This is a genomic window from Natrinema hispanicum, assembly GCF_900111485.1.
Lineage (GTDB): Archaea > Halobacteriota > Halobacteria > Halobacteriales > Natrialbaceae > Natrinema > Natrinema hispanicum_A.
The window spans coordinates 188,056-210,607 of the sequence record NZ_FOIC01000003.1 but is presented as its reverse complement, the minus strand read 5'-3'; the positions used below and the strand labels follow the sequence as shown (position 1 = coordinate 210,607).

Annotated in this window: 25 protein-coding genes; 12 read left to right on the top strand and 13 right to left on the bottom strand. The window is 61.2% G+C overall.

Annotation, left to right across the window (positions count from 1 at the left end):
• Nucleotides 1-21 precede the first annotated feature (21 nt).
• Complete coding sequence (locus BSG09_RS04515; RefSeq protein WP_092930608.1) at nt 22-273, bottom strand: hypothetical protein; 252 nt, start codon at nt 271-273, stop codon at nt 22-24.
• A gap of 123 nt (nt 274-396) precedes the next feature.
• Here BSG09_RS04515 and BSG09_RS04510 point away from each other — a divergent pair, with 123 nt between their 5' ends.
• The gene (locus BSG09_RS04510) at nt 397-954 is read left to right on the top strand and encodes a Rieske (2Fe-2S) protein (RefSeq protein WP_092930606.1); all 558 of its coding nucleotides are present in this window, start codon (nt 397-399) and stop codon (nt 952-954) included.
• Between the two features lie 48 nt (nt 955-1,002).
• On the opposite strand, the gene BSG09_RS04505 is transcribed toward BSG09_RS04510, so the two are convergent.
• The 3 genes from BSG09_RS04505 to BSG09_RS04495 form a co-directional block, all read right to left on the bottom strand.
• Complete coding sequence (locus BSG09_RS04505) at nt 1,003-1,884, bottom strand: TIGR01548 family HAD-type hydrolase (protein WP_092930604.1); 882 nt, start codon at nt 1,882-1,884, stop codon at nt 1,003-1,005.
• 98 nt (nt 1,885-1,982) lie between these two features.
• Nucleotides 1,983-2,192: a TOBE domain-containing protein gene (locus BSG09_RS04500; RefSeq protein WP_092930602.1), complete on the bottom strand. Its 210-nt coding sequence runs from the start codon at nt 2,190-2,192 to the stop codon at nt 1,983-1,985.
• A gap of 106 nt (nt 2,193-2,298) precedes the next feature.
• Complete coding sequence (locus tag BSG09_RS04495; RefSeq protein WP_092930600.1) at nt 2,299-2,700, bottom strand: UPF0146 family protein; 402 nt, start codon at nt 2,698-2,700, stop codon at nt 2,299-2,301.
• Between the two features lie 39 nt (nt 2,701-2,739).
• Between BSG09_RS04495 and BSG09_RS04490 the strand changes: the two genes are divergently transcribed.
• Nucleotides 2,740-3,261 carry an archaemetzincin family Zn-dependent metalloprotease gene (locus BSG09_RS04490; RefSeq protein ID WP_008010665.1) on the top strand — a complete coding sequence of 174 codons (522 nt, stop codon included), beginning with the start codon at nt 2,740-2,742 and terminating at the stop codon, nt 3,259-3,261.
• Nucleotides 3,262-3,334: 73 nt separating this feature from the next.
• Here BSG09_RS04490 and BSG09_RS04485 read toward each other — a convergent pair whose 3' ends face one another.
• The 6 genes from BSG09_RS04485 to BSG09_RS04460 form a co-directional block, all read right to left on the bottom strand.
• Complete coding sequence (locus BSG09_RS04485; protein ID WP_092930598.1) at nt 3,335-4,507, bottom strand: extracellular catalytic domain type 1 short-chain-length polyhydroxyalkanoate depolymerase; 1,173 nt, start codon at nt 4,505-4,507, stop codon at nt 3,335-3,337.
• Between the two features lie 81 nt (nt 4,508-4,588).
• Nucleotides 4,589-6,403 carry a ribosome biogenesis/translation initiation ATPase RLI gene (locus tag BSG09_RS04480; protein ID WP_092930596.1) on the bottom strand — a complete coding sequence of 605 codons (1,815 nt, stop codon included), beginning with the start codon at nt 6,401-6,403 and terminating at the stop codon, nt 4,589-4,591.
• Between the two features lies 1 nt (nt 6,404).
• Nucleotides 6,405-6,719 carry an EMC6-like membrane protein gene (locus tag BSG09_RS04475; RefSeq protein ID WP_092930594.1) on the bottom strand — a complete coding sequence of 105 codons (315 nt, stop codon included), beginning with the start codon at nt 6,717-6,719 and terminating at the stop codon, nt 6,405-6,407.
• 49 nt (nt 6,720-6,768) lie between these two features.
• Complete coding sequence (locus BSG09_RS04470) at nt 6,769-7,392, bottom strand: hypothetical protein (RefSeq protein ID WP_092930592.1); 624 nt, start codon at nt 7,390-7,392, stop codon at nt 6,769-6,771.
• Between the two features lie 3 nt (nt 7,393-7,395).
• Nucleotides 7,396-7,938 (bottom strand): DUF7344 domain-containing protein, encoded by a 543-nt coding sequence (locus BSG09_RS04465; protein ID WP_092930590.1) that lies wholly within the window; start codon nt 7,936-7,938, stop codon nt 7,396-7,398.
• Nucleotides 7,939-8,068: 130 nt separating this feature from the next.
• Nucleotides 8,069-8,899, bottom strand: coding sequence for a polymer-forming cytoskeletal protein (locus BSG09_RS04460; protein WP_175542137.1), 831 nt, complete (start codon nt 8,897-8,899; stop codon nt 8,069-8,071).
• A gap of 457 nt (nt 8,900-9,356) precedes the next feature.
• On the opposite strand from BSG09_RS04460, the gene BSG09_RS04455 reads away from it, so the two are divergent.
• From BSG09_RS04455 to BSG09_RS04440, 4 genes are all read left to right on the top strand, one after another.
• On the top strand, nt 9,357-9,923 hold the full coding sequence (locus tag BSG09_RS04455) for a hypothetical protein (RefSeq protein WP_217650116.1): 567 nt from the start codon (nt 9,357-9,359) through the stop codon (nt 9,921-9,923).
• Nucleotides 9,924-10,014: 91 nt separating this feature from the next.
• Complete coding sequence (locus tag BSG09_RS04450) at nt 10,015-11,193, top strand: CARDB domain-containing protein (RefSeq protein WP_092930588.1); 1,179 nt, start codon at nt 10,015-10,017, stop codon at nt 11,191-11,193.
• A gap of 162 nt (nt 11,194-11,355) precedes the next feature.
• Nucleotides 11,356-12,534, top strand: a complete 1,179-nt coding sequence (locus tag BSG09_RS04445; protein ID WP_092930585.1) for a signal peptidase I — start codon at nt 11,356-11,358, stop codon at nt 12,532-12,534.
• 151 nt (nt 12,535-12,685) lie between these two features.
• Entirely contained in the window at nt 12,686-13,870 is a 1,185-nt protein-coding gene (locus BSG09_RS04440) for a DUF5305 domain-containing protein (protein WP_092930583.1), read from the top strand.
• A 205-nt stretch (nt 13,871-14,075) separates the two neighbouring features.
• Here the strand turns inward: BSG09_RS04440 and BSG09_RS04435 are convergent, their stop codons facing one another.
• A complete protein-coding gene (locus tag BSG09_RS04435) occupies nt 14,076-15,500 on the bottom strand; it encodes an IS4 family transposase (protein ID WP_092930581.1) in 1,425 nt (474 codons plus the stop codon).
• 380 nt (nt 15,501-15,880) lie between these two features.
• On the opposite strand from BSG09_RS04435, the gene BSG09_RS04430 reads away from it, so the two are divergent.
• Nucleotides 15,881-16,174 carry a MarR family transcriptional regulator gene (locus tag BSG09_RS04430; protein ID WP_008010686.1) on the top strand — a complete coding sequence of 98 codons (294 nt, stop codon included), beginning with the start codon at nt 15,881-15,883 and terminating at the stop codon, nt 16,172-16,174.
• A gap of 45 nt (nt 16,175-16,219) precedes the next feature.
• Nucleotides 16,220-16,633, top strand: coding sequence for a hypothetical protein (locus tag BSG09_RS04425; RefSeq protein ID WP_092930579.1), 414 nt, complete (start codon nt 16,220-16,222; stop codon nt 16,631-16,633).
• A gap of 33 nt (nt 16,634-16,666) precedes the next feature.
• On the opposite strand, the gene BSG09_RS04420 is transcribed toward BSG09_RS04425, so the two are convergent.
• Together BSG09_RS04420 and BSG09_RS04415 are read right to left on the bottom strand one after the other, a co-directional pair.
• Nucleotides 16,667-17,578 carry an NAD+ synthase gene (locus BSG09_RS04420; RefSeq protein ID WP_175542136.1) on the bottom strand — a complete coding sequence of 304 codons (912 nt, stop codon included), beginning with the start codon at nt 17,576-17,578 and terminating at the stop codon, nt 16,667-16,669.
• Nucleotides 17,579-17,765: 187 nt separating this feature from the next.
• The gene (locus BSG09_RS04415; protein ID WP_092930577.1) at nt 17,766-18,374 is read right to left on the bottom strand and encodes a hypothetical protein; all 609 of its coding nucleotides are present in this window, start codon (nt 18,372-18,374) and stop codon (nt 17,766-17,768) included.
• 150 nt (nt 18,375-18,524) lie between these two features.
• On the opposite strand from BSG09_RS04415, the gene BSG09_RS04410 reads away from it, so the two are divergent.
• From BSG09_RS04410 to BSG09_RS04395, 4 genes are all read left to right on the top strand, one after another.
• Nucleotides 18,525-19,265, top strand: coding sequence for a bacteriorhodopsin (locus BSG09_RS04410; RefSeq protein ID WP_394328099.1), 741 nt, complete (start codon nt 18,525-18,527; stop codon nt 19,263-19,265).
• A 289-nt stretch (nt 19,266-19,554) separates the two neighbouring features.
• Nucleotides 19,555-20,430, top strand: coding sequence for a bacteriorhodopsin (locus BSG09_RS04405; RefSeq protein ID WP_092930573.1), 876 nt, complete (start codon nt 19,555-19,557; stop codon nt 20,428-20,430).
• 166 nt (nt 20,431-20,596) lie between these two features.
• Nucleotides 20,597-21,379 (top strand): lycopene cyclase domain-containing protein, encoded by a 783-nt coding sequence (locus BSG09_RS04400; protein ID WP_092930571.1) that lies wholly within the window; start codon nt 20,597-20,599, stop codon nt 21,377-21,379.
• Nucleotides 21,369-22,433 (top strand): Brp/Blh family beta-carotene 15,15'-dioxygenase, encoded by a 1,065-nt coding sequence (locus BSG09_RS04395; RefSeq protein WP_092930569.1) that lies wholly within the window; start codon nt 21,369-21,371, stop codon nt 22,431-22,433. The genes BSG09_RS04400 and BSG09_RS04395 overlap by 11 nt, the downstream gene beginning before the upstream one ends.
• Nucleotides 22,434-22,552 lie beyond the last annotated feature (119 nt).

Here is a 22,552-nt window from a genome sequence, read left to right as displayed (position 1 = left end):
AAGCGAACGTGGTGTCTCGATTCAGTCCTCGTCCTCGTCGTCCTCGTCCGCTTCTTCTTCCCCGTCTTCGCTTTCTTTCGCTTCCTCGTCGGTCTCACCCGATTCTTCGTCAATTTCACCTTCGACTTCGACCGTCGCTTCGACTTCGATCGTCAACCCGCTGGCCTCGAGTTCGGCCTCGAACTCGCGTTCGTCTCCGACCTCGATCTCGAGTTCGTTGGAATCCACTTCGACTTCGACCTCGACGTCCACGGTGACTTCAGCGTCGTCCATACCGATTCTTCGCTCGGCCATCCTATAGGAGTACCGCGCGTCGTCGGCTGTCGAACGACCTCCTCGTCGTCGGTGAGCGATCCAGCCCGGAACGTATTTTTAGGCTGGCCGAAAATATAGAGTATGGCCGATTCCGTCCGGGTGACGCTCGAGGGAGCCGACGAATCGACGTCGGTTCGCGTCTACGGCGACGAGGGCGACGTTTCGACCGACGACGCGACGTTTCGCTTCAGCATCGATGGTGGATGCGACGAGGATGAAAACGAGGATGCCGACAGTTCGTTCGCGGCCGAAGCGACCGAGTGTAACGACCCTCGTCGTATCGCCCCGCTTGCAGATATCCCGACCCACGGGACGCTCAGGTGCGAGGCCCGCTCCGGGAATCGGGGGACGGAACTGATCCTCCGCCGAGTGGGCGACGACGTGACCGCGTGGCGAAACTCGTGTCCGCACAAACCCGAGGTTAGGCTCGACCCCGGCTCCGGCGCGATCATCCGCGACGAGCAGGTGGTGTGTCACGAACATGGCGCGCGCTTCGAGTGTGGCAACGGCGTCTGTACGGCGGGTCCGTGTCGTGGCGACGCGCTCGATGCCATCGCCGTGACCGTTCGTGACGAGAGCGTTTACCTGACCGACGATCGGTTTGAGTCGTGCCGGCGACTGGACGACCCGACCGCGTGACGATAGCCGTCCTCTCTCCGACGAACAATTGTGACCGGGCGTGTCGCCTTACGACTCGAGCCAGTCAGGAACCGCGTTGACTGACTTCAGCACCGCCGCCGCACCTTCGCGCTCGTACTTCCGTCGCCCCTCATCGCCGGTCAAGCCGCCGGTCAGGACGCCAATCCCGTGGTACTCGCGGTCGGTATCGGTCTCGCTTGCGTTGACTGCCGTTCGGATGTCGTCTAACGTGTCACCGACGAACGCGACGCTGGTCACGTCGAATCGCTCTGCGAGGGTCGTCAGCGCTTTCGGATGCGGTTTGCCCTCCTCCCAGTCGTCCATCGTGAAGCGACGGTCGACCGGAATCGCCTCGTCGAGTCCGACCCGCTCTAAGGCGATCTCGGCTTCGGCCTCCGGCCGGCCGGTCAGCACACCCACGTCGTATTCCGCGAGCAACCGGTCGCGGGCCTCGCGCTCGAGCAACACTGGTTCGTCGTGGATGAATCCGGGCGTCTCCCGCTCGAGATCCGGCTCGCCACCCTCGAGGCCGCGATAGAGTTCATCGCCGAGATACAGCTGCTGGAAGACGTCGCGGAGTCGCTCGCGGTCCCACCGCTGGGTCACGCGCTGGGTCGCCTGAGCACCGATCGCCTCGCGGACGACGGCGTCGGCCGCCTCGAGTCCGCCGCCTGTCGCGGCGATCTCGTCGGTAAACGTCTCGAGCGACTCGTTATATCCTTCCTCGGTCGCGAGCACGTAGAGTGCAGCGGCGTAGGTGAGCTCCCAGTCGTTGTTGAACCCGCCCGCGTCTTTGAACTCTTGAATGTCGTCCTTGTGGATCGTCCGCCCGTAGACCGCGTCGACGGACTCGACAATCGCGCGCCGGTAGGAGTCGGCGACGTCGACGAGCACTCCGTCGATGTCCAAGACGACGGCATCTGCGTTCATACCCGCCCTGACGAGGCGCTGGGAATAAAGGCGGTCGGATTCGCTTGCGGACACAGCGTGGCTCTCCGATCGAGACGAACGGCACTCCTCGTTTTCGGTTACTCGTTTTCGACCATCACCTCGGTCGCCTTGATCACCGCGTTCACCTCGTCTCCCTCCGCGATTCCGAGGCGCTCCACCGAACTGGTCGTGATCACTGCTGTCACCGTCTGTCCACCCGTTGTTTCGATCGTGACCTCGGCCATGATACCATCCGTCTCGATCGACTGGACGGTTCCATCGAGTCGGTTCCGAGCACTCAATGCCATGCCGACCACCACCAGCACGGCGGTATTAGAACCCATCCCGGCAGCCTCAACGGGCACGATTGCTGGCCTAGTACGGCGGCCACATTGCGACCGACAGGCCGTTCGGTCAGCGAATCGCTCGAGCGACGTACAGCGTCCCACTCTCGACGGTCTTGCGCTCGACCGGCACCGCGGGCTGGTCACCGCCCAGGGTCGTAAACAGGAAGTCGGCACCGGCGTTTCGGGCGACCGCAAGCGCCGGACGGTGAAGTTCCGGCGGCAGGTTCCGCGCGTAGATTGCGTCCGCGTCCGCGTAGACCGACGACTCGGGATCGACGATATCGTCGCGAACGAACGTCACACCCGCCGGCACGTCACGGTCGTAGATGTCCGTTGCGGTGACTGTCACTCCGCGCTCGGCGAGCGCTCGAGCGAGGTCGGGCCGGCGGCCGATCCCGATTTCGACGACTCGCTCGTACGCAGCGAGGTAATCGATTATTGCGTCGGGATGCTGGCGAGAGTCGGCCATGGCGGGACGTTTATGCCACCCGCGGTCATAGCACTTGCTATGCTCGTCGATATCGTGCCGGTCGGAAACGTCTCCGCCGAGGTCAAGCGGGCGGCCTCTTCTGCACTGCGATCGGTCTACGACTGCGACGTGTCGATCAACGACTCGCAGTCGGTTCCAAACGGTGCGTATGACTCCGACCGGAACCAGTACTCCGCCGAGACGTTCATTCAACTGGCCGAACGCGTCGGCCGCGGCACGAAGAATATCGCGATCACACCCCACGATCTCTTCTATCGGCGTCGAAACTACGTGTTCGGACTCGCGTATCTCGACGGCAGCGGCAGTGTCGTCTCTACCTACCGGCTCCAGACCTCGAGCGACGGCGGCTTCTCGAATCAAAGCGCTGCCGACATCTTCGAGGATCGGGTCCGCAAGGAGATCGTCCACGAAATCGGCCACACCTACGGCCTCGAGCACTGTGACAACAACCGCTGTGTCATGAACTTCTCGCCGACGGTCCGCGAGGTCGATATCAAAGAAGAGAACCTCTGTGGGAGCTGCCAGCGGCTGATTAGTTAACCCCATTCCGCCACTGTTTGCCGGTACGATATCGAAACAGTAGCGATCATTGTCTCGAGTCGTCGGTCACTGCTCACCGCTCGAGCAGCCGCGAGATCGCTTCCCGCCCCCGCGCTCGCACCCGCGAAAGTCGGCTGAGCGAGACCGGGCCGACGACCGGAAGCGTCCACCGGGCGTCGGCGGCAGCCTCGAGTGTCGATTTTTCGTATTCGCTGACGAACCGCCACAGGAGACGACTCGCGTCCGGCCCCTCGGGTGCGGTGAACCGCCCATTGGGACTGCCGCCGGACCACGCGTGGCCCATGCCATCGACGAGCCATTCCTCGACGACGAGGGTTCCGGTGCCATCGCGATACTGGCGTCTCGTATACTCGTATGGGCCACTCACGTCCGTCTCGACTCGGTCTGGCTCGAGCTCGAGTGTCTCCACCTCGCCATTGACGCCACGGTGGCTTGCACGGAGCGTCCCCTCGGTGAGCTGCCGGGCGTTGGTCACGTCGACCACGTCGTCGTCGGTTCCGTGGAAGACGATCGTCGGAATCGCACGCGCGCGGTCGGCCATCGCCTCGTACGCTTCGATTCCTGCCTCGTGTCCGTCCTGCCCGTCGCCACGATACATCTGTGACAGTGCCGCGAACACACTCCCGACGGCGTCGTACGCAGGTCCGCTGTGAACGCCCGCTGCAGCGAACAGGTCGGTGTATTCGACGATCGCCCGAGCCGCCATCGACCCGCCGGCCGAGAGACCGGCGACGTACACCCGATCCTCGTCGACGGCAAACTCGTCGATCACGCTGCGCGTGAGGTCGGCGAGCCAGGCGAGTTCACCGGCCCCGCGTGTGGCCGCCGTGTCGTCGTACCAGTTCCAACACCGGAGCGGGTTTCCAAAGCGTGACTGTTTCGGGTAGGCGACCAGAAACGTCTCGTCCGCTGCAACCTCGTTCATCCCGGTTTCGGCTGCAAACGCCGCTGGCGTCTGTCGACAGCCATGAAGGAACACGAGCAACGGCACCGGCTCGTCGGCGTCGTAGCCGGGTGGCACGTACAGCCGGTACGATCGCCCGTCGTGGTCGCCGCCCAGGAACGCACCGGCAGCAGAACCTGGCTCCGAAACCGCACTCTCATCGCCAGCCTGGACGGCGCGTTCGGTACCGAGCGGGGACGACTGCCACAGCTCCTTTGCACGGAGCAGCGTTCGGCGACCGACGGCGTCGTCGGTCGCGTCCGTGTCGTCACTGGCGGGCATATTGCAGCCATGACTATCCACTCGAGTATAAGTTCTGGGCTCGGCGACCGATTCCGTCTCGAGAAGGGCCGATCTGCGACCCTACGGCGCGTAGTAGTACTCGCCTTCGCTTTTCTGCTGGCGGTCCAGCTGTGACTCGGGCTTGTTGATCCGCGGGCGCGAGGTGCGCTCGTCACGACGGAACGTGACCTCGAGGTTCGCGAGGAACTCGTTCATGCCGTCGCGCATCGGCTGCGGTTGGCCAGCACGACCGTGGACGGCGGGTTCGCCGTCGAAGACCATCAGCCGGTCGGCGAGCAGGTCCATCATGTAGATGTCGTGGTCGATGACCAACACGGTGGCGTCTTGCTGTTCAGCGTACCGGCGGATCGCGCTGGTCGCCTGCACGCGCTGTTCGACGTCCAGGTGCGCCGAGGGTTCGTCGAGCAGGTAGAGGTCTGCCGAAGCGGAGAGACAGGCCGCGATCGCGACCCGCTGGCGCTCCCCACCGGAGAGATCCGAGAGGTTCTGCTCCATGATCCGCTCGAGTTGCAGCGGCTGGGCGATCTCGGTGTTCCAGTACGAGGAGCCGAACTGATCGGTAATCGACGAGAGGAACGCGTCGACCCGCATCGGCTGGTCGATGGTGACGTACTGGGGCTTGTAGGCGATCTCGAGGTCGAGATCGGCATCGCCCTCGTCGGGCTCGAGATTACCCGTCAGCAGCTTCGCGAACGTCGACTTCCCGATCCCGTTGGGACCGACGATGCCAAGCACTTCGTTCTCGCGGATCTCACCGCCTTCGATCTCGAGGCTGAACTCGCCGTCGCCGTAGCTCTTGGTGAGATTGGGATACTCGACGAGCGTGTCGGCGTGGCTCGCCGTCCGAGGGGCGTGTTCCTCGAACTCGATCGGGTTCGGGCGGATCCGCATGTTCTCGTTCTCGAGATACCCCGAGAGATACTCGTTGATCCCGTTGCGGACCGATTTCGGCGACGTGACGACACCGTAGGCCCCGGGCTCACCGTAGGCGACGTGAAGCGTATCGGCGAGCAAGTCCAGGATTGCGAGGTCGTGTTCGATGACGAGCATCGACTTGTCCTCTTCCTCGGCGAGTTCGCGGATCAACCGCGCTGCCGTCACACGCTGGCCGATATCGAGGTAGGGCGTGATTTCGTCGAGGAAGTAGAAGTCCGTATCTCGAGCCAGCGTCGCCGCCAGCGCAACCCGCTGGAGTTCGCCACCCGAGAGGTCGTCGATCGACTGGTCCATGACCGGACCGATCGAAAGCCGCTCGACGAGCGAGTCGAGCGCACCGCGTTCGTCGGTTCGCTCTAACAGTTCGCGAGTGTTCCCATCGAAGCTGTTGGGAATCTGATCAACGTACTGGGGCTTTCGCGCGATGGTGACATCGCCGTCGCGGACGTCCGCGATGTAGTCCTGGAGTTCGGTCCCGCGGTAGGCCTCGAGGACATCGTCCCAGCCCGGCGGGTCGTCGTGACGACCGAGGTTGGGCTCGAGTTCACCTGCCAGAATGCGGACGGCGGTTGTCTTCCCGATTCCGTTGGGGCCAAGAATGCCGGTGACCTGTCCGTCCTGGGGTGCAGGCAGCCCGTACAGCGAGAAGGCGTTCTCGCCGTAGCGGTGGGCGGGATCGTCCTGGAGTTCCTTCGGGAGGTTGATGATCTCGATCGCGTCGAATGGACACTTCTCGACGCAGATCCCGCAGGTCTCGCCCAGACAGATCTCTTCGGAGATGTGGATCTGCTCGGGTTGGCCCTCGTCGGTCTCCTCGCCGCGGAGGGTGATACACTCCTTGCCCGTGCGATTCGGTGGACAGTAGTTCTTGCACTCGTAACTACACCGGTCGGGCTGACACCGGTCTAGGTCTACGACGGCGATGCTGTCGTCTGCCATCTTAGGACGCCTCCGCAGTCAGCAGGATGCCCCACGTGACGAACCACAGCGCGAAGGTCATGAACGCGACGAACAGGTAGTGTTTCGTCCCGAACTCGTCTTCCTCGTAGATCCCCGCAGCGTTGATGAGAACGTACTGGACGAAGATCGCGCCGAAGACGAACGCGAGCGCCTGCGTGTCCTGGGCGGCTGCCTCGGAGACCCCCACCCAGGCCGCAGAGGCCAGCGCAGCGGCGACGCCCAGCAGCGCGGACAACGCCGTCACGCCCACCGAGCGGATGTGTTCGCGCCGGTCGCTGATCGATTCGGTCGACATGGGTGGATGTCTGCGGGCGGGGCTGAAAAGGCGTTCGCATCGCCGTCAATTAAGCTCCATTCCCGACTCCATTGTTTCCGCCCCCATTCCCGACTCCATTGTTTCCGCCCCCATTCCCGACTCCATTGTTTCCGCCCCCATTCCCGACTCCATTGTTTCCGCCCCCATTCCCGACTCCATTGTTTCCGCCCCCATTGTTTTTACAATTCACGCTAATCGTATCTGCAGTCGTCCGCCCCAGTTCTATTCGAGGGTTTCTATCTGTGATTAATTCAATCGTGACAGTTTCTGTCGCTTTCCGATTAGAACTCCCACATGTTACTATTACTTCATAGTCATTTTGGCCGCTATCGTCCTTTACGCTTGCTTCAAATCCTATATCTCCGGTATCTCCACTGAACGCGATCACATTGGCGCTGATGTCGTTGGCACTTGATAGTGTACCTGCGTTGTCATTGAGATCGTACACCGAGCCACTATTGCCCTTATTTACTTTGATATCATTCGAGACTGTATTGTCAATAATACCTAGATATGCGTTTGGATCGTCTGAAGTAGCTACCTGAACTTCTCGATCAGCTGCGGCCGACGAAAACCCAAACGTGGGTCCGGCCATGGCGATCATCCCAAGGACAATTAACCCAACCGCGACGGTTGTAAGCGCTCGTTTCATTGATTACGGTGGCTTCTCCATTTCGCCGAGTCGCATCCGCCGGTTCTGAACCACGTGGACGACCGCCGAAACAGCAAACAGCGCGAACACCAGCGTCGCCCAGCCGAGTTCTGGAACAGCCTCAGTTGGAATCACCTCGAGCCACAGCCCACCTATCACAACCGAACCGATCACGGTCAGCCCCAAGTAGTAGACTCCCCAGGGAATCGAATCACCAGGCACGATATCGAGGTAGACCTCGAGTTCGGCGGCCTCGTCAGTCAGCTCGATCGTTCGGTTGTCGAACTCGATGATGTTAGCGCGCTCGAGCGTCGGCAAGTGGGTCTGTTGTAACGACGTATAGACGCGCTTTCGCTCGGCGGAGGTGATTTCGTCGACCTCTTTGTCGAGCTCCCAGGCGGCAACGTGTTCGGCGAGGTCACCGAGCGTGACGGGGTCGCCCTCGCGCTTGCAGTAGTGAATGGCGTAGCGGCGGCGCTGATTACTCAGTAGGTCGAAAATTTCCCCCTGACTCGGATCCGACCGTGTTTCAGCCTGTGTCGCCATTGACGCCCCTGTATCGAACTACGGAACTCACGATCAATAAGCATACTGTACTATCACGAATTCGTGGGAATCGCGCTCGAGCACGGCATGGCGTCCACGTCTGCGAATCGCCGTCCCACAGGTAGCAACATCAACACTGGACGCCGGGCAGATCGGTCTGATTTTCGGAGATTGTACCGGTGACGACCGCGTTGTTCCTGACGGTGACTGTCCCACAAGCCATGACGTCACCGTCGATTTCGGCGTTGTTCCGAATGTCGATGTTACCACCAGCGATGAGGTCACCGCTGACGGCGTTGTTCCAGATTGTAATATCGCCCTGTGCGGCGATGTTTCCGCCGACGTTCGCGTTGTTGGTGATCGTCACCGAACCGCCGCTTTCGATGTCACCGCCGACATTGACGTTGTTGTCGACTGTCACATCGCCACCGGAAGTGACGTCGCCGTCTTCGTCGACCGAGACTACGACCGGCTCGGCAGTACAGTCCACGGGAACGAGCGCGGTCGTTTCTCGAGTCGCGTCCACGCTCGAGGCGTCACTCGACGCGACGAACTGTAGCAGCACGCGGTAGGACCCATCAATCGACGCCCCATCCTCACATGCGAGGACGACATCGAACGTCTCGGCGTCGCTACCGGGCTGGACATTGACCGACAGCGCCGTCGACGTGATTGGAGCATTGCTATCGTCGGTAATCCCGACGATCGAGGCGTCGACGGTGGCCGAGCCACTTCGGACGTTGTCGGTCACGGTGTAGACGACCGTCTGCTCCCCGGGCGAGTCGATCGACGCTGACGTTGATTGGTCTTCGAGGCCGAGATAGGCGCTCGAGTCGTCGGCCGTCGCGACGTTCACCCCACGGTCAGCGGCGATCGTGGCGAAGCCGAACGTCGGCCCGGCCATCGTCACAACTCCGAGGAAGATGAGCACGACCGCGAGACCCGTGATTCGACGTGTCATGTTGTGATATTGTATAGTATGGGGAGCCGGGTGTTACGAGACGGCTTTAAATCCGGTGTCGTGTACCTGTGCCCGTACAATAGCTACGTGGCGAGCAAATATAAGATTGCTGCACAGTCACGGAATCTCGTACATCGGTTGCGACTCGTTGTGTCGTGATATTGCGGTCAGTTGCCTGTCTCGTGTGCCAGCGACTGCCCAGGCGTGACAGTGGTCAACGATCGCGAGTGTCTCGAGGTGTCATGGTGCTCGAGAGTGTGTGGCTTGTCTACACCCCAAATTCTCGAGACGCCCGATTTCGGACGTTCAGGCCGGGCTTGAAGCTGATAGCGGTGTCGCTGCAACGGGTATTATCAACCTTGAACAGTATCTCGGTACTCAATACAAAGTGGGTAGCGTTCATTGGTGTAGGTAAGAGCCGCGTTCTGCCCCGGTATCGTCGGGACGGCGCGGTCACATGGAGGCTACAAATATGAGCATGAACCGACGCAGTGTGTTAGTTGGATTGGGTACGATTGTCGCTGGCGGCGGAGCTGCGCTTGGAACAGGTGCGTTTACTACTGTCGAGGCAGACAGAACTGTCAGTGTCTCTACTAGTGGGGACGGGAGTGCTTTCCTTTCCATCAGCGGGAATAGTGAATACGTGACAGATGGAGATAATGACACCACAAACGAATTTGTGATTGACCTTGGATCACATGGATCTCAACAAGGCAGCGGCTTCAATGAAAATGCAAAAACAGTCCTAAATGACGTCCTCACGATTACTAATCAAGGATCTAGTGACGGCGTTACTATTGGATTTGCAAAGAGCATAGGCTCGGGCAGTAGTAGTTCAGAAACCATTGGTGTCTCTGGGGTTGGAGAAGTGACATTTACCATCGGCAGTGGCTCCAATCCGTTAGCTGCTGCCACTGGATCTGATGATGGAGGTGCCTCTCTTAATGTAGACATCACTATCGACACTACCGTTGACTCTCCGTCTGATGATGGGAGTATCGTAATCGTAGCGGACACAGCATAGATCGTCCTTTGTATCTAAGCTCAGAATATAAATCACATATATACGAGGGTGGTGTTAGAAATACGCTCTTAGATAATCACATTCGAATTAAATGAGACTCTCCAAAATCCTCCTCGCTGCTGTGGCTACTTGTTTTCTTCTTATGCTGGCAGTTCCAACGATCGCGATTACGGTAGGTGAAGACACGACAACCGACGATGTCGTCCTCAAGCCGGTCGGCGCCGAGTATGCGACCCTCGAGGACAGCGAACTCGTCCTCGAGTTCGCGGCGCTGAACGACCGCGCAGAGACGACGTTCGCTGAGGTGTTCACGGTCGAGGTGGGTGAAAACGCCGACGATGTCGAGACCATGTGGATCGACCACGACCTCGAGGGTGTGACCTTCTATGCGGACGGGTCGGCGATTACGAACGACTCGCGGCTTGAGCTCGCTGCCGGCGACACCAAGACCGTCGGTGTGAGTGTCGATACCCGCATTGCACAAGCGACGACAGAGACGTTCACAGTCACGGTGCAGTACGCCGACAACGAAACCGAGCCGGACCAGTTTGCGGGAGGTTCGGGAGGTGCAAGCGACTCGAGCTCATCGCCCTCACCAGCGATCGAACGCGCGGACCTCACTGTCTCGCCAACGACGGCCGACACAGGTGACACAGTCACGGTGACCGCGACTTACCGTAACGTCGGCGATGCGCCGGGCCAGACGACGGCGCAGGTGACCGTCGACGGTATCGTCGTCGATCAGCGGACGATCGTCCTCGAGCCGGGCGAGGAACGAACGGTCACGTTCGAACGCACGATGGACTGGTCTGGCACCCACGAGATCGGCATTTCGGGAGCAGGCAGCCAGTCGGTGACCGTCGGGGGGCCGCCGATCGACGTTGTCAACGCCAGCGTCGATCGCACAACGGTCACCACAGGGGACGCGACCACCGTTCGAGCAACCGTTACGAATCCGACCGACAGGGGGGTCGATCGGACACTCGAGGTGGCTGTCGACGGCATCGTCGTCGACAGCCGGGCCGTCTCGATTCCAGCAAACAGCGAGCGGACGGTGACCTTCGAGCGGGAACTCGAGACACCAGGAACCTACGAGATCGCAGTCAGCGGTGTCTCCGCGGGCGAGGTAACAGTCGAGGAGTCGGGGGGATTCTCACTGCAGAACCGTGAACTCTCGCCCGCGACGACGGCGGCGCTCGCACCCCCTGCGACGGCGGGGCTGTTGTTCCTGGCAGTCGCCGCCAACCGCCGGTGGTCGATCTTTGGGTAGTGACGCCGTCACAGGTCGATGGTGCCAGTCCGTCCCGTCGCAGAGGGGCGTCGACGTGTCACCTCTCGAGTCTGGTAACTCGCGCGGGCTTTAAGACTGCTGGACACGAACAATCGCTATCCTGAACAGTCAGCCACGTATGATCGTCACCGCTCCCGATCGATGACTGCGTCCACCATCGTCTCGAAGGCGCTCGGGTACGCCGCTGCGCTGTTCGTCATCCTGTTGCTCGTCGGCCAACTGCTCGGCCAGCCGATCCTGCTCGGCTACGTCGCGACCGGCAGCATGGAGCCGACGATGGACGCCGGCGACGGCTTCGTTGCCATCCCGAATGCCGTCACCGGCGACGTTCAGGAGGGCGATGTCGTCGTCTTCCAGGCGAGAGAACTCCACGACGGCGGGCTGACGACCCATCGCGTGGTCGGCGAGACCGAGGGTGGCTACATCACGAAAGGCGACGCCAACCCGTTTACCGATCAGGATGGTGGTGAACCGCCCGTCACCGACGGGCAGGTCGTCGCCAGAGCCTTGCAGATAAACGGCGAGGTCGTGACGATCCCGTATCTTGGGACCCTCGTGATGGGCATTCAGGGTGTGGCACTGGCAGCCGCCAACGCCGTCACATCGGTCTTCGGGATGGCAACGACGTCGTCGAACGGCCTCGGCTCCATGCTGGTCGCGATCGGCGTCGCCCTGCTTGGCTTCGGAACCTTGCTCGATCGACTCGGCCCCGCGCGGCGCGAGACGACCAGACGGCGCTCGCGCGAAAACGTGCTGGCGTTCTGGACCGTGCTGGGGCTTATCCTGCTCGTGTTTGTCACGCTTGCGACTGCGGCGATGGTCGTTCCGTCGGGGACCTATGAGTACGGCCTCATTAGTAGCGAGTCGCCAACCGACGATCCACAGATCATCGAACCGGGTGCGACGACGGAACTCACCCGGTCGGTCAACAACGCCGGCTATCTGCCGGTGGTCGTCGTCCACGAGGCCGAAAGCAACGGGATCAGCGCAGACCCTGGATGGCAGACGATCGGCATCCGCGGACACAGTGAAACGACAGTGCGACTGTCAGCACCCAAGGAACCCGGCGAGTACACGCGCTCTCTGGGTGAGTATCGCTATCTCGCCGTGTTGCCGCCGTCGCTGCTGGTCTGGCTTCACGGCCTGCATCCGTTCGCCGCGATCGCGGCGGTCAACGGCGTTGTCGTCGGCGTTACCGTCGCGATCATCATCCTACTCTTTGGCAGCGGCGATCTCCGGCTGCGATCCGGCCCCGATCACGTGTCGCTCTCGACCCGACTCGAGCGGCGGCTTCGACGGTGGCTTCGCGACCGAGAGTAGCTCGGGCCACTATTCTTATGATGATCGATTGCTTCGGGGTACGTATGTATTGTCCCGATGACCGACCAGTTCGAAACCGAACGGGTCGGCCAGCGGGCAGGTTCGACCGACGAGGCCGAATCGGGGGAGACAGGGACGGTGAACACGACGGATGATCGACAGTCCACGACTCGAGTTAGTGCTTGCCAGATCCGGACGGGAGATCGCGATCGTGCTGGCTGTTGTCGGCGTCCTGTCGATCGCTGCGACCGGCTGGGCCGTCGCGAATCCGGTGACGACGACGACACCGCAGTTCGATGAGGAACACGTCACGACTGACGTCGGGACGAGTGCCGTCGTCACCCAGAACACCACACTCTGGACGGAAGGCGATCGGCTCACTGATAGCCCGGTCTATATGCTTAACGAGTCGCCGGAGCTGACGATCCACCCCGAGACGCGGGTGCAAAACGCAAGCGGGGGGACGCCTATCGAGGACGGTGCTGTCCGTCACGAGCTGGTGCTTCGGTTCGAAGCGGTTCGCAACGGCGAGCCGTTCTGGAACGAAACACGGCCCGTGTTGCGCGAGTCGCCGTCGATCGACACCGGCGTCGCGACGTCGAACGCAACGATCGATATCGAAGCCCTCCGCCAGCGACAACGGCAACTCGAGCGTGAGGTCACCGGCGTCGGCTCGATCAGGCTAACGATGGCGTTTCACACCGAGTACGATACCGGCCGTCATCAGGGATCGATGACGACGACGACGCCGGTGTCGATCACGGACGAGGCCTACTGGCTCGGCGGGTCGCTATCGGATTCTGCAACCCACAGTCATCAAAGCGGCATTACGCGGACGACCGAGTCTCGGAGTCCGGCACTGATCGGTGGACTGTCGGTGCTCGGGACGCTCGCACTCGCCGGTGCCGCATTCGTTACCCGCCGGTCGCCCGCGGATATCGATGCCGCTCGCCGGGCGGTCCACGAACAGCGCTACGCCGAGTGGATCTCACAGGGGTCCATTCCGATGTGGATCGGCGATCATCACGTCGCGCTCGAGACGCTCGAGGACGTCGTCGACGTCGCAATCGATACGAACGAGCGGGTCGTCCACGACGAACAACGGGACCTGTTCGCGGTCCTCAGTGACGGCGTCATCTACTACTACACCGACCGCGGCCTCTGGGAAGAGACCGCCTGGCCGGAGATGGACCTCCAGAGCCAGTCGACCGTCGTGGACGCTGATGGGGAGTTGCCCCCCAGCGACGCCTCCGAACTCGAGGGGATCGACGAGTTCGCGGACGCTGACGATCCGGATGGCTTCGAGGACGACGAGGAGATCTGGAACCAGCTGTGACTACTCCCACAACTGAAATCCTGTCTCTTACCCATAACTCAGCACCAGCGAGAAAAATCAAGTAGATGCGTCTGAAATCAAAGAATTAGTCGGGATGTTTTCATTATCTGGACTGGCTCACCGTTTCTGAGGAGTGGTCAGTCTGTAAAATTGGAACGAAGTCTGAATTCACGTTGAGGTCCGCTGAATGAGTCGCCGTTGGCGCTCATTCAGCACCGAGTTCGTACCCTTCTGCCCACATGCGTAGCTTCTGGAGGCCTTTCCACATCGTTTCCCATCCTGGAGGAGGATCTGATCCGCGGTCCAGATACCCGCCAAGCTTCGCTACACTCACAGCGTAGGCTTTCCCGTTCTGGTCTTGCAGTTCTGGAAATTTTGTTTCCAGAACTGCGCGCTCTGCTTCGCTCAACAAGACATCAGGTGCAGTCGAGGTCTCTCCCCGAGCAAGCTCTCGTAACTCCAGGACCTTCCAGGCAATCACCGAGTACAGACTTAGCAAGACTTCCATTCGTTCCCAAGTCTGGAGTTGCCGTTCTTCGATGTTACAGCCACTCTTCAGCACTTTGTGCCAGTCTTCGATTCGCCAGCGAAGACCATAATAGTCGATGACAGTCAGCGTCTCGTTAAACTCTTCGACCGATTCAGTGGTGAGTAACACCCACTGAATCGGGTCGTCAGTTTCACCGATCTCATCGACTCGTACGACATTTACTGCCACTGAACCGTCTTGATCAGGATTATTCCGCGGCGCACGCAACTCACAGGTTCCCGTTGCAATCGACAGCTCTGCTGTCCTGGCTTCTCGCCCACTTGCCTGTTGAATCTCGATCGTTTTGCGACCTTGCTCGGCAAGGTCGCTGCTCCAGTCAAAGAGTTTCCCAGATTCATCGTTTTCTGTCCAAATCCGTCGGTTTTGGTTGGCTCGAACGATGAATCCAGCGTTCTCTATCTCTTCGACAACGTCTGTATAGAACGCGAATGCATCTGCTCCTCGATCATGAACAAACAACGGGCGAACATCGTCGGCAAGCCAGTTTCTGGCTTGCCTGTCACCACGAGCCCACTTCTCCTGTTCACTCTCCAACGGAATTGGCTCTGATTTCCCGTTTGTCTCATACTTTTTGTCAGCCTGTTGGTCCTCGATCAGCGCCTGCTGATCGAGGACCCCTGTCATTCGATGTGTTTGTGGATGAATGCCGATCGTTGAGTGGACTTTGACGCCCTCAAGGTCCATCTCAGAGTTACCAATGTCGCCGAGTCCGTCCTTGGATGGATGTCTCGGAAAGACAAGTTCAGTGGTATCGGAGACGATCACGAGTTCGTCTAACTGACTCACTCGTGATCGTTGTGCTTGCTTGTGAGCGGAGAGGATCTCGTTCGGTTCCACATTCTCATTATCGCAAAATCGGTACGTAGCCTTTGTGGAGGCCCAGTCTTCGCAGGCAGTTGGGATGGACTCGGCAGGTGAACTGCCGAGTTCATCCCCAAGTTGCACCAGTCGATCGGTGAGGCGCTTGTCTCCGAGATTAGCTGAGCGAAACTCTGTTCGAATCCAACCTGATACATCCATGTCACACAACTCTCCGTCATCGTCTAAATCAGGCTGCCAACTCCGTGACCCCCGTCCCATTTTCCCGTCTCAATTCGTCAGCTACGGGGTTAGAACTTGTGGGTAAGAGACAGAACTGAAATCGTGGGCTGTCTCCTCGAACCTCTATACCGCTCCGTTTTGTCTTCATACGGCCACAGAGCGATGCCAGGCAGAAATCGATACTGGCTAGGCCACGGCTGAGGGTGATGCGCCCGCACAGCTGTTTCTGATCCGTTTAAACGACTTTTACCGAAAGACTCCCTATCGTTTTCACTGTCCGCGTCACTGTTGGAATCCGAGAAGATGCCTGCTGAGCGACTGACGGCATACTTTACGGACAGAAAAATACAGGGTAGTATCATGATCTTATTTTTGGTAAGGCTCAACTTTTATACTGCTGGGGACGTTCGCTTCGTAGTATGGCAGAGACCGACGGGGAGGAGATCGAAGACTTGCCACCAAGCGCGAAACTCGTCTTCAAGGTCCTCGAGTATGACGGGCCCTTGACACAGAAACAGATCGTCGAGGAATCGATGCTCTCAGCCCGGACGGTGCGATACGCGCTCGAGCGTCTCGAAGGGATCGGAATCGTTGACGAAGATATCTACTTTGCGGACGCTCGGCAGAGTCTCTATCGGCTCGAGGAACCGGTCGCAGCCGACGGAAACGGTGTCGAAGAATCCCCGAAAAAAGACGCTTGCTGCGCGGAATAACGGCCGGAACGTCAGGATTATCCCCAAGCGGTGACCGTCTTCGATATGGACAAAGCGCGGCTTCCGCGGTGGGTCTGGCTGATGGTCGGGCTGTTTCTCGCGGTGCTGGGTTCGAATCTGCTTAACCTGCTCGTGCTGGTGCCGGCAGTGCTTCCGGAGACGTACCGATCGATTACGGTCATCGCCGCGATGGCACCGGTCTTGATCTACGTCGGCGTCTGGTACGACGAGGAGCGCCAACCGTACTGGGCGCAGTCGCGGGCGAAAATCGTTGGAGACGTCCTGTTCGTTGTGACGGGAGCGATACTGGGATCGGCGATCGCACTCGTGGCACTGGTCGGTATCGGGCTCCCCAGTACGGTGCTGGACATCCTTGCGATGACCGCTGGTTTCCTTCTGGCATGGGGGCTGTTCTGGTGGCGCAATCCGACGCTCTACGACGTCGACCTCGAGCGCTAACGCCGTTCTCTCGTGTGAGCGTTCGACGGGCAGTCAGTCCAACTGGGTTGCCGTCCTGTCGCGGCCGGCGATCCCCGGCGTCGGCGGAACGGTGCGTTTGTGTTCCGTCTCGGCGTATCGAGAGACGATTTCCGCGGCCGTCTCGCGGTCGATTCTGAGTCCGACAACGGCCTCCTCGAGCGGGCGTCCCTCCTCGACGAACCGATACAGTAAGGGATCGATGACGTCGTAGCGTGCGCCGAGTTCGCCGGCGTCCGTCTGGGTCGCCCAGAACCCCGCCGTTGGTTCTTTGGTGATGATTCGGCGAGGGAGACCGACATGTTTGGCAAGCGCCCGGACCTCCGTCTTGTAGCAGTCGCCAAGCGGATGGACGTCGGCCCCACCGTCGCCGTACTTAGTGAAGTAGCCGAGGAGCCGCTCCGAGCGGTTCGCCGTCCCGAGGACGACCCGTGACTGGCGGTTCGCCGCGTAGTAGGCCGTCAGCATCCGCAGGCGCGCCGTTGCGTTCCCGAGTTCGTGGTTGCGCTCGTTGGGCCGCTCGTCGTCGGTCGATGGTTCAAGGTCACGTCCGACTGTCTCTGCGAAACACTCGAGTAGCGGCCGCAACTGGAACTCCTCGAAATCGATCCCCATGCCGTCGGCGATCGTGCGGGCATCGCTGACGTGGACGCCGTCGGTCATGTGACAGGGCAGCCCCAGTCCAAGGACGGTCTCGCTGCCGACAGCTTCGACCGCAAGCGCCGTCGTCAGCGTCGAGTCGAGCCCGCCGCTCATCGCGACGACGACGCCCTCAGCGTTCGCATCGGCAACGGCGGCGCGGATTTCCGCTCGGATCGACTGTCGAACGTGTTCCAGTTCGACCGTACTCGTAATGAACGGTCCAGTGTGGGTCTGTTCCCCGTCGATGGCGGGTCGGCGATCGTTCGTGACTACGTCGCCTGTCATGGATTCTCGATCACAATCATTAATCGATTTGACCAAACATTCGTCTCGTATAAGTGTATTCTCCTTAAATAGCTATAGGCCATATGCGTTCTGGCGAAACGTTCGGTGGTATTGGGGCTCTGAGACGGGGTTCAGATTCACGACGTGGTGGATGCTCGAGAAGGTCTGGCCGCTCCGGGCAGCGTTTTCACTTCGACGCCGATGCGAGATACTGGCTGGCAACGTAGACGGCACCGGCACTGATCGCCGCTGCCACGCCGACTGCGATCACGGGAACCGGGACGCCGGTCTGTCCGTACGGGTTTCGGGGCGCGGTGTCGATGACAGCCTGGAACGTCTCGCCGCCTGCGTGGCCGAGTGAGAAGAAGCCGACTGTGAGCAGGATGGCGAATCCGCCGGTCGCCAATCCGAACATCGACGCGACGTCCTCGATGTTCAGTAACACGTGCGCCTGTGACTCCGAGAGCTGCGGTTCACGGCTTTGGCGAACGATCGCGACCGCGACGAGACACGCTGCGGTTCCAAGCTCGATGCCGCCAGCGTACATGCCGAGCCAGAGGACGAGCGGCGATGCCCACAGGGGCTCACCGCCCGGGAAGGCTGCTTGGACCGATGTCGGGTAGGTGGCCGTGATCGGCACGACGAGTGCAAGCGCGAGCAGCAGGCCGCTCTGGTAGACGAGTTTCTGTGGAATCCGCCGCTTGATCAGCGCGTATCGCTCCACTCGAAGTCGTTCGTACGTCGACTCGCCGAGGAGTGCGTCCGCAATCGGGTCGTTCGGATCAGTCGAGGTCATCGGTTTGGGGCGTGATCGGCCGTCGGGCTAGATGGCCGAACACAGGCCGCCAAAATATACACTCCGATTTCGTGCCCAGCGTTAGAATTCTGGACATACAGTCCTGTCTACGGGTTATCTTCGTTAGGCCCAATTGGTATATTATGTGCGATGCTACCCTTAGCCATGACCGCACTAGTCGGTCCAGAATCCCTGTGGCTGTGGATCGGAACGATCGGAATGACCCTCGGAACCTTGTACTTCATCGGTCGGGGGCGCGGTGTTCGCGACCCGAAGATGCAGGAGTTCTACATCATCACGATCTTCATTACGACGATCGCCGCGGCGATGTACTTCGCCATGGCAACGGGCTTCGGGGTCACCGAAGTGATGGTCGGCGACGAGATGCTCACGATTTACTGGGCACGCTACGCCGACTGGCTATTCACGACGCCGCTCCTGTTGCTTGACCTCTCGCTGCTGGCGGGAGCAAACCGTAACACGATCGCGACGCTGATCGGCCTCGACATCTTCATGATCGGGACCGGTGCGATCGCGGCGTTCGCGGCGACCCCCGGCACCCGGATCGCGTGGTGGGGCATCAGCACCGGTGCCCTGCTCGCGCTCCTGTACGTGCTCGTCGGGACACTCTCGAAGAACGCACGCGCCCAGTCTTCGGAGGTCGCGTCGCTGTTCGGCACCCTGCGCAACCTGGTCATCGCGCTGTGGCTCCTCTACCCAGTGGTCTGGATCCTCGGCACCGAAGGAACGCTCGGCATCCTTCCGCTGTACTGGGAGACGGCCGCGTTCATGGTGCTTGACCTCTCGGCGAAGGTCGGCTTCGGCGTGGTCCTGCTCCGGAGCCGCTCCGTCCTGGAACGGGCCGTCACGCCGTCCACTGCGGCCGCGTGACGACTCAGCAGGACGCTTCCCGACGACCGCTGGCGTAACGGCCGATCACGGAGCCAACGCCGCTTCGACCGATCGCCGTCCCGCGCGACCGGTTCAGTGGGCATGGGCGTCCCGTGATCGAGTCGGCAACGAACGCTCGAGACAGCCGAGTGCGACGGCCACGTACTGCTCGGCTCTCGATGTGAGCAGTACTGGCCGCTCACCGCACGCTGACCGCTCAACACTCATGATGTTCCGAAACGGGACGGACACTCGTTTATGGGTAATGATGGTGCAGTAACGTGTAGGCATGCAGCCACTTATTGCGTCCGCGCCCGCCGTCGGGGCACACGCGCTCCAAACCGGCCCGACAGACGCGGAACTGTTCGAGTACGTCTTCGGTGGCGGCAACACCCTGCTCGCGCTGTCGTTCGTCGTCAACATCGCCCTTGCCGGGCTCACAATCCTCGGAATCGTCTATCTCGGACGGTCGCTTACCGATCCGCGCTCGAAGACGATCGCGACCGCGCTGTTGCTGATCTCGGTCGTCTCGATCTCGAGTTACACCGGCCTCACGTCGGGGCTGACGCTGAGTGTCATCGAGATGCCGGCGGGCCACCCGGCCGCGGGTGCGACGACAGCAGGCGAGAGCGGCGTGCTGGTGATGTGGGGTCGGTACCTCACGTGGACCTTTTCCACACCGTTCATTCTGATCGCGCTTGGGCTGATCGCCGGGTCGAACTGGACGAAGATCCTCACGACCTGTGCGTTTACGATCGCGATGTGTGTCACCGGCCTGGCGGCTGCCCTAACGACGTCCTCGCTGGTGCTGCGCTGGTGGTGGTTCGTGCTGGGGTCGATCTTCTTCCTCGTGATCGTGTACGTTATCCTCGTCGACTGGACCGCCGAAGCCGAACGGACGGGAACGTCGGAGCTGTTCCGAACGCTCAAACTCCTCACCGTCGTCGGCTGGTTTGGCTATCCGATCCTCTGGATGCTCGGCGTCGAAGGGATCGCGATCTTGGACGTCGCGATCACCTCGTGGGGCTACAGCATCCTCGACATCATCACGAAGTACATTGTGACGTTCCTCGCTCTGTTCTATATCGTCGACGAACCGGAGTCGATCACCGGCGGCTCGGACTACGGTGCTACCATCCCCGGGTCCGGGGTGTCGGACGACTGATTGTCCCGGTCCTCGGTCGGTTCGGGAGCCATGTCGGCACCGGCGCGCCGTCTCGCGCCCTCACCTGGCCTAACCAGTTCGGATTTGGGGCTTTGTCGGTACCGTCCCTAGCACGGCTACAGGGCCCGCTCTCTGCGAAGAACCGGCGATACACGCTGCCACGCTCATGACCGTTCCACTCACGTACTTCGGCGTTCACCTGATGTTCATCCTCCCGCCGCTTTTGATTCTGGGCTGGCTCGCGCATCGACGCGATCGGGCCTGGTGGGGCGTGCGGCCGCTCTCCGGACTCGCCATCATGATCGGCCTCGCAGTCGTCTACACGACGCCGTTGACGAATCACCTGATCCCTGCGGGTGTCTGGTGGTACGGTGAGGGTGCGGTTATCGCGACGATTTGGCACACGCCGATCGAGGAATATACCTTCTTCATCCTTCAGCCGATGCTGACCGCGTTCTGGTTGTTCCAGCTGCCGGCAACCGCCGATCGATCGCTGGCGATCCCCCTCACACACCGGCTGATCGGCGTCGGGAGCGGCCTGTCGATCGCCGGCATCGGCTTGTTGTTGACCGCTAACACCCCGACGTACTATCTCGGATGGGTGTTGCTCTGGGCTGGGCCGATCCTCGCTATCCAGTGGGGGTTCGGCCTCACGTACCTCTGGGCCGTCCGTCGACCGCTGGTGGCCGCGATCGCTGTTCCGACGCTCTACCTCTGGATCGTCGATCGCGTCGCGATCGAACTCGGCATCTGGGTCATCTCGGACGCCCACACGATCGGCTTTGCGCCCCTGGGACTCCCAGTCGAGGAGGCGCTGTTCTTTCTCGTGACCAACGTCTTCCTCGTTCAGGGACTCGTCATGTACGTTTGGCTGCTCGAGCGCATCCACGAACTCCCGTCTCTCACCAGGCTGGCGACCCGACTCGCCGCACGCTCCGATGAGCGGTGACACAGCCTCGAGTGGCGGTATCCCCCACACGGATGCCGCGGCCCGTCGACTGGCGGCCCGCCTGAGCCTCGGCGTCGGGCTGGTACTCATCGTCGCCGTCGTCTCGATCACGATCATCATGGGCTCGCCGCCGCTTGCATACCAGTACGTTCCGCTGGCGCTCAGCGTCGTCGTCCTCGGGCTTCCTCACGGAGCCGTCGACCACCTCGTGTTGTCACGGGCTCGAGGCGATCCCGTCACCCCGCGGTCGCTCGCGTTCGTCGGCGGCCTCTACCTGCTGGTCGGCTCCGCGTACGCCGCCGTTTGGTTTCTCGCCCCCGCCGTCGCGTTCGTCCTGTTCATCCTCGTCACGCTCATCCACTGGGGGCAAGGCGATGTCTACGCCCTGCTCGCGCTCGTCCGCGCCGACCACCTCGAGACGCGAGCCAGTCGCCTTCTCGCCCTCATCGTCCGGGGTGGGCTTCCGATGCTCGTTCCGCTGATCGCGTTTCCGGCCCAGTACGCGTTCGTCGCCGAGACGCTCGTCGGACTGTTCGATCCTGACGCAGCGGCCGCACTCGAGCCAGCGTTCTCCCAGCCGGTCCGGGCGGCCGTCGCGATCGGCTTCGGTTCCCTCATCGTGCTCGCGACGGGTTTCGGCTTCGTCCGGACGAGCAGCGGCGATCGCGGCCCGTGGATCGTCGACACCGCGGAGACGATCGGACTCGTCGCCTACTTCGCGATCGTCCCGCCGATTCTCGCGATCGGGCTCTACTTCTGTTTCTGGCACTCTCTCCGGCATATTCTCAGAACGATGCTCGTCGATCCCGCCGCCGGCGCGGCGCTCGAACGCGGGGCACTCAGTGCCGCATCTCGTCGTTTCGCCCGCGATGCAGCGCCACTGACCGCAGGCGGCCTGCTCGTCCTCGTCGGGATCGGGCTCTTGGTCCCGCGCACGCCTGCGACCGTCCCCGACGTGCTCGCGCTCTATCTGGTGACGATCGCCGTCCTGACGCTCCCGCACGTGGTCGTCGTCACACTGCTCGATCGAGAACAGCGCCTCTGGTCGCCGTAGGCCCCGGCCCGAAGCGATCGATCACTCGGCCGGCCCGCGGACGCTCGCATGCACACCGATTTCAAGATTCAGTCACTCCGTTCGCGGAGCGGTCCGGTAAAAAACGCAGCAAAAAGTCA

Bases quoted from the DNA above. Each gene is read 5' to 3' on its own strand.
- BSG09_RS04515 (WP_092930608.1), bottom strand. From the start codon at position 273: ATGGACGACGCTGAAGTCACCGTGGACGTCGAGGTCGAAGTCGAAGTG.
- BSG09_RS04510 (WP_092930606.1), top strand. From the start codon at position 397: ATGGCCGATTCCGTCCGGGTGACGCTCGAGGGAGCCGACGAATCGACG.
- BSG09_RS04505 (WP_092930604.1), bottom strand. From the start codon at position 1,884: ATGAACGCAGATGCCGTCGTCTTGGACATCGACGGAGTGCTCGTCGAC.
- BSG09_RS04500 (WP_092930602.1), bottom strand. From the start codon at position 2,192: ATGGCATTGAGTGCTCGGAACCGACTCGATGGAACCGTCCAGTCGATC.
- BSG09_RS04495 (WP_092930600.1), bottom strand. From the start codon at position 2,700: ATGGCCGACTCTCGCCAGCATCCCGACGCAATAATCGATTACCTCGCT.
- BSG09_RS04490 (WP_008010665.1), top strand. From the start codon at position 2,740: ATGCTCGTCGATATCGTGCCGGTCGGAAACGTCTCCGCCGAGGTCAAG.
- BSG09_RS04485 (WP_092930598.1), bottom strand. From the start codon at position 4,507: ATGCCCGCCAGTGACGACACGGACGCGACCGACGACGCCGTCGGTCGC.
- BSG09_RS04480 (WP_092930596.1), bottom strand. From the start codon at position 6,403: ATGGCAGACGACAGCATCGCCGTCGTAGACCTAGACCGGTGTCAGCCC.
- BSG09_RS04475 (WP_092930594.1), bottom strand. From the start codon at position 6,719: ATGTCGACCGAATCGATCAGCGACCGGCGCGAACACATCCGCTCGGTG.
- BSG09_RS04470 (WP_092930592.1), bottom strand. From the start codon at position 7,392: ATGAAACGAGCGCTTACAACCGTCGCGGTTGGGTTAATTGTCCTTGGG.
- BSG09_RS04465 (WP_092930590.1), bottom strand. From the start codon at position 7,938: ATGGCGACACAGGCTGAAACACGGTCGGATCCGAGTCAGGGGGAAATT.
- BSG09_RS04460 (WP_175542137.1), bottom strand. From the start codon at position 8,899: ATGACACGTCGAATCACGGGTCTCGCGGTCGTGCTCATCTTCCTCGGA.
- BSG09_RS04455 (WP_217650116.1), top strand. From the start codon at position 9,357: ATGGAGGCTACAAATATGAGCATGAACCGACGCAGTGTGTTAGTTGGA.
- BSG09_RS04450 (WP_092930588.1), top strand. From the start codon at position 10,015: ATGAGACTCTCCAAAATCCTCCTCGCTGCTGTGGCTACTTGTTTTCTT.
- BSG09_RS04445 (WP_092930585.1), top strand. From the start codon at position 11,356: ATGACTGCGTCCACCATCGTCTCGAAGGCGCTCGGGTACGCCGCTGCG.
- BSG09_RS04440 (WP_092930583.1), top strand. From the start codon at position 12,686: ATGATCGACAGTCCACGACTCGAGTTAGTGCTTGCCAGATCCGGACGG.
- BSG09_RS04435 (WP_092930581.1), bottom strand. From the start codon at position 15,500: ATGGGACGGGGGTCACGGAGTTGGCAGCCTGATTTAGACGATGACGGA.
- BSG09_RS04430 (WP_008010686.1), top strand. From the start codon at position 15,881: ATGGCAGAGACCGACGGGGAGGAGATCGAAGACTTGCCACCAAGCGCG.
- BSG09_RS04425 (WP_092930579.1), top strand. From the start codon at position 16,220: ATGGACAAAGCGCGGCTTCCGCGGTGGGTCTGGCTGATGGTCGGGCTG.
- BSG09_RS04420 (WP_175542136.1), bottom strand. From the start codon at position 17,578: ATGACAGGCGACGTAGTCACGAACGATCGCCGACCCGCCATCGACGGG.
- BSG09_RS04415 (WP_092930577.1), bottom strand. From the start codon at position 18,374: ATGACCTCGACTGATCCGAACGACCCGATTGCGGACGCACTCCTCGGC.
- BSG09_RS04410 (WP_394328099.1), top strand. From the start codon at position 18,525: ATGCTACCCTTAGCCATGACCGCACTAGTCGGTCCAGAATCCCTGTGG.
- BSG09_RS04405 (WP_092930573.1), top strand. From the start codon at position 19,555: ATGCAGCCACTTATTGCGTCCGCGCCCGCCGTCGGGGCACACGCGCTC.
- BSG09_RS04400 (WP_092930571.1), top strand. From the start codon at position 20,597: ATGACCGTTCCACTCACGTACTTCGGCGTTCACCTGATGTTCATCCTC.
- BSG09_RS04395 (WP_092930569.1), top strand. From the start codon at position 21,369: ATGAGCGGTGACACAGCCTCGAGTGGCGGTATCCCCCACACGGATGCC.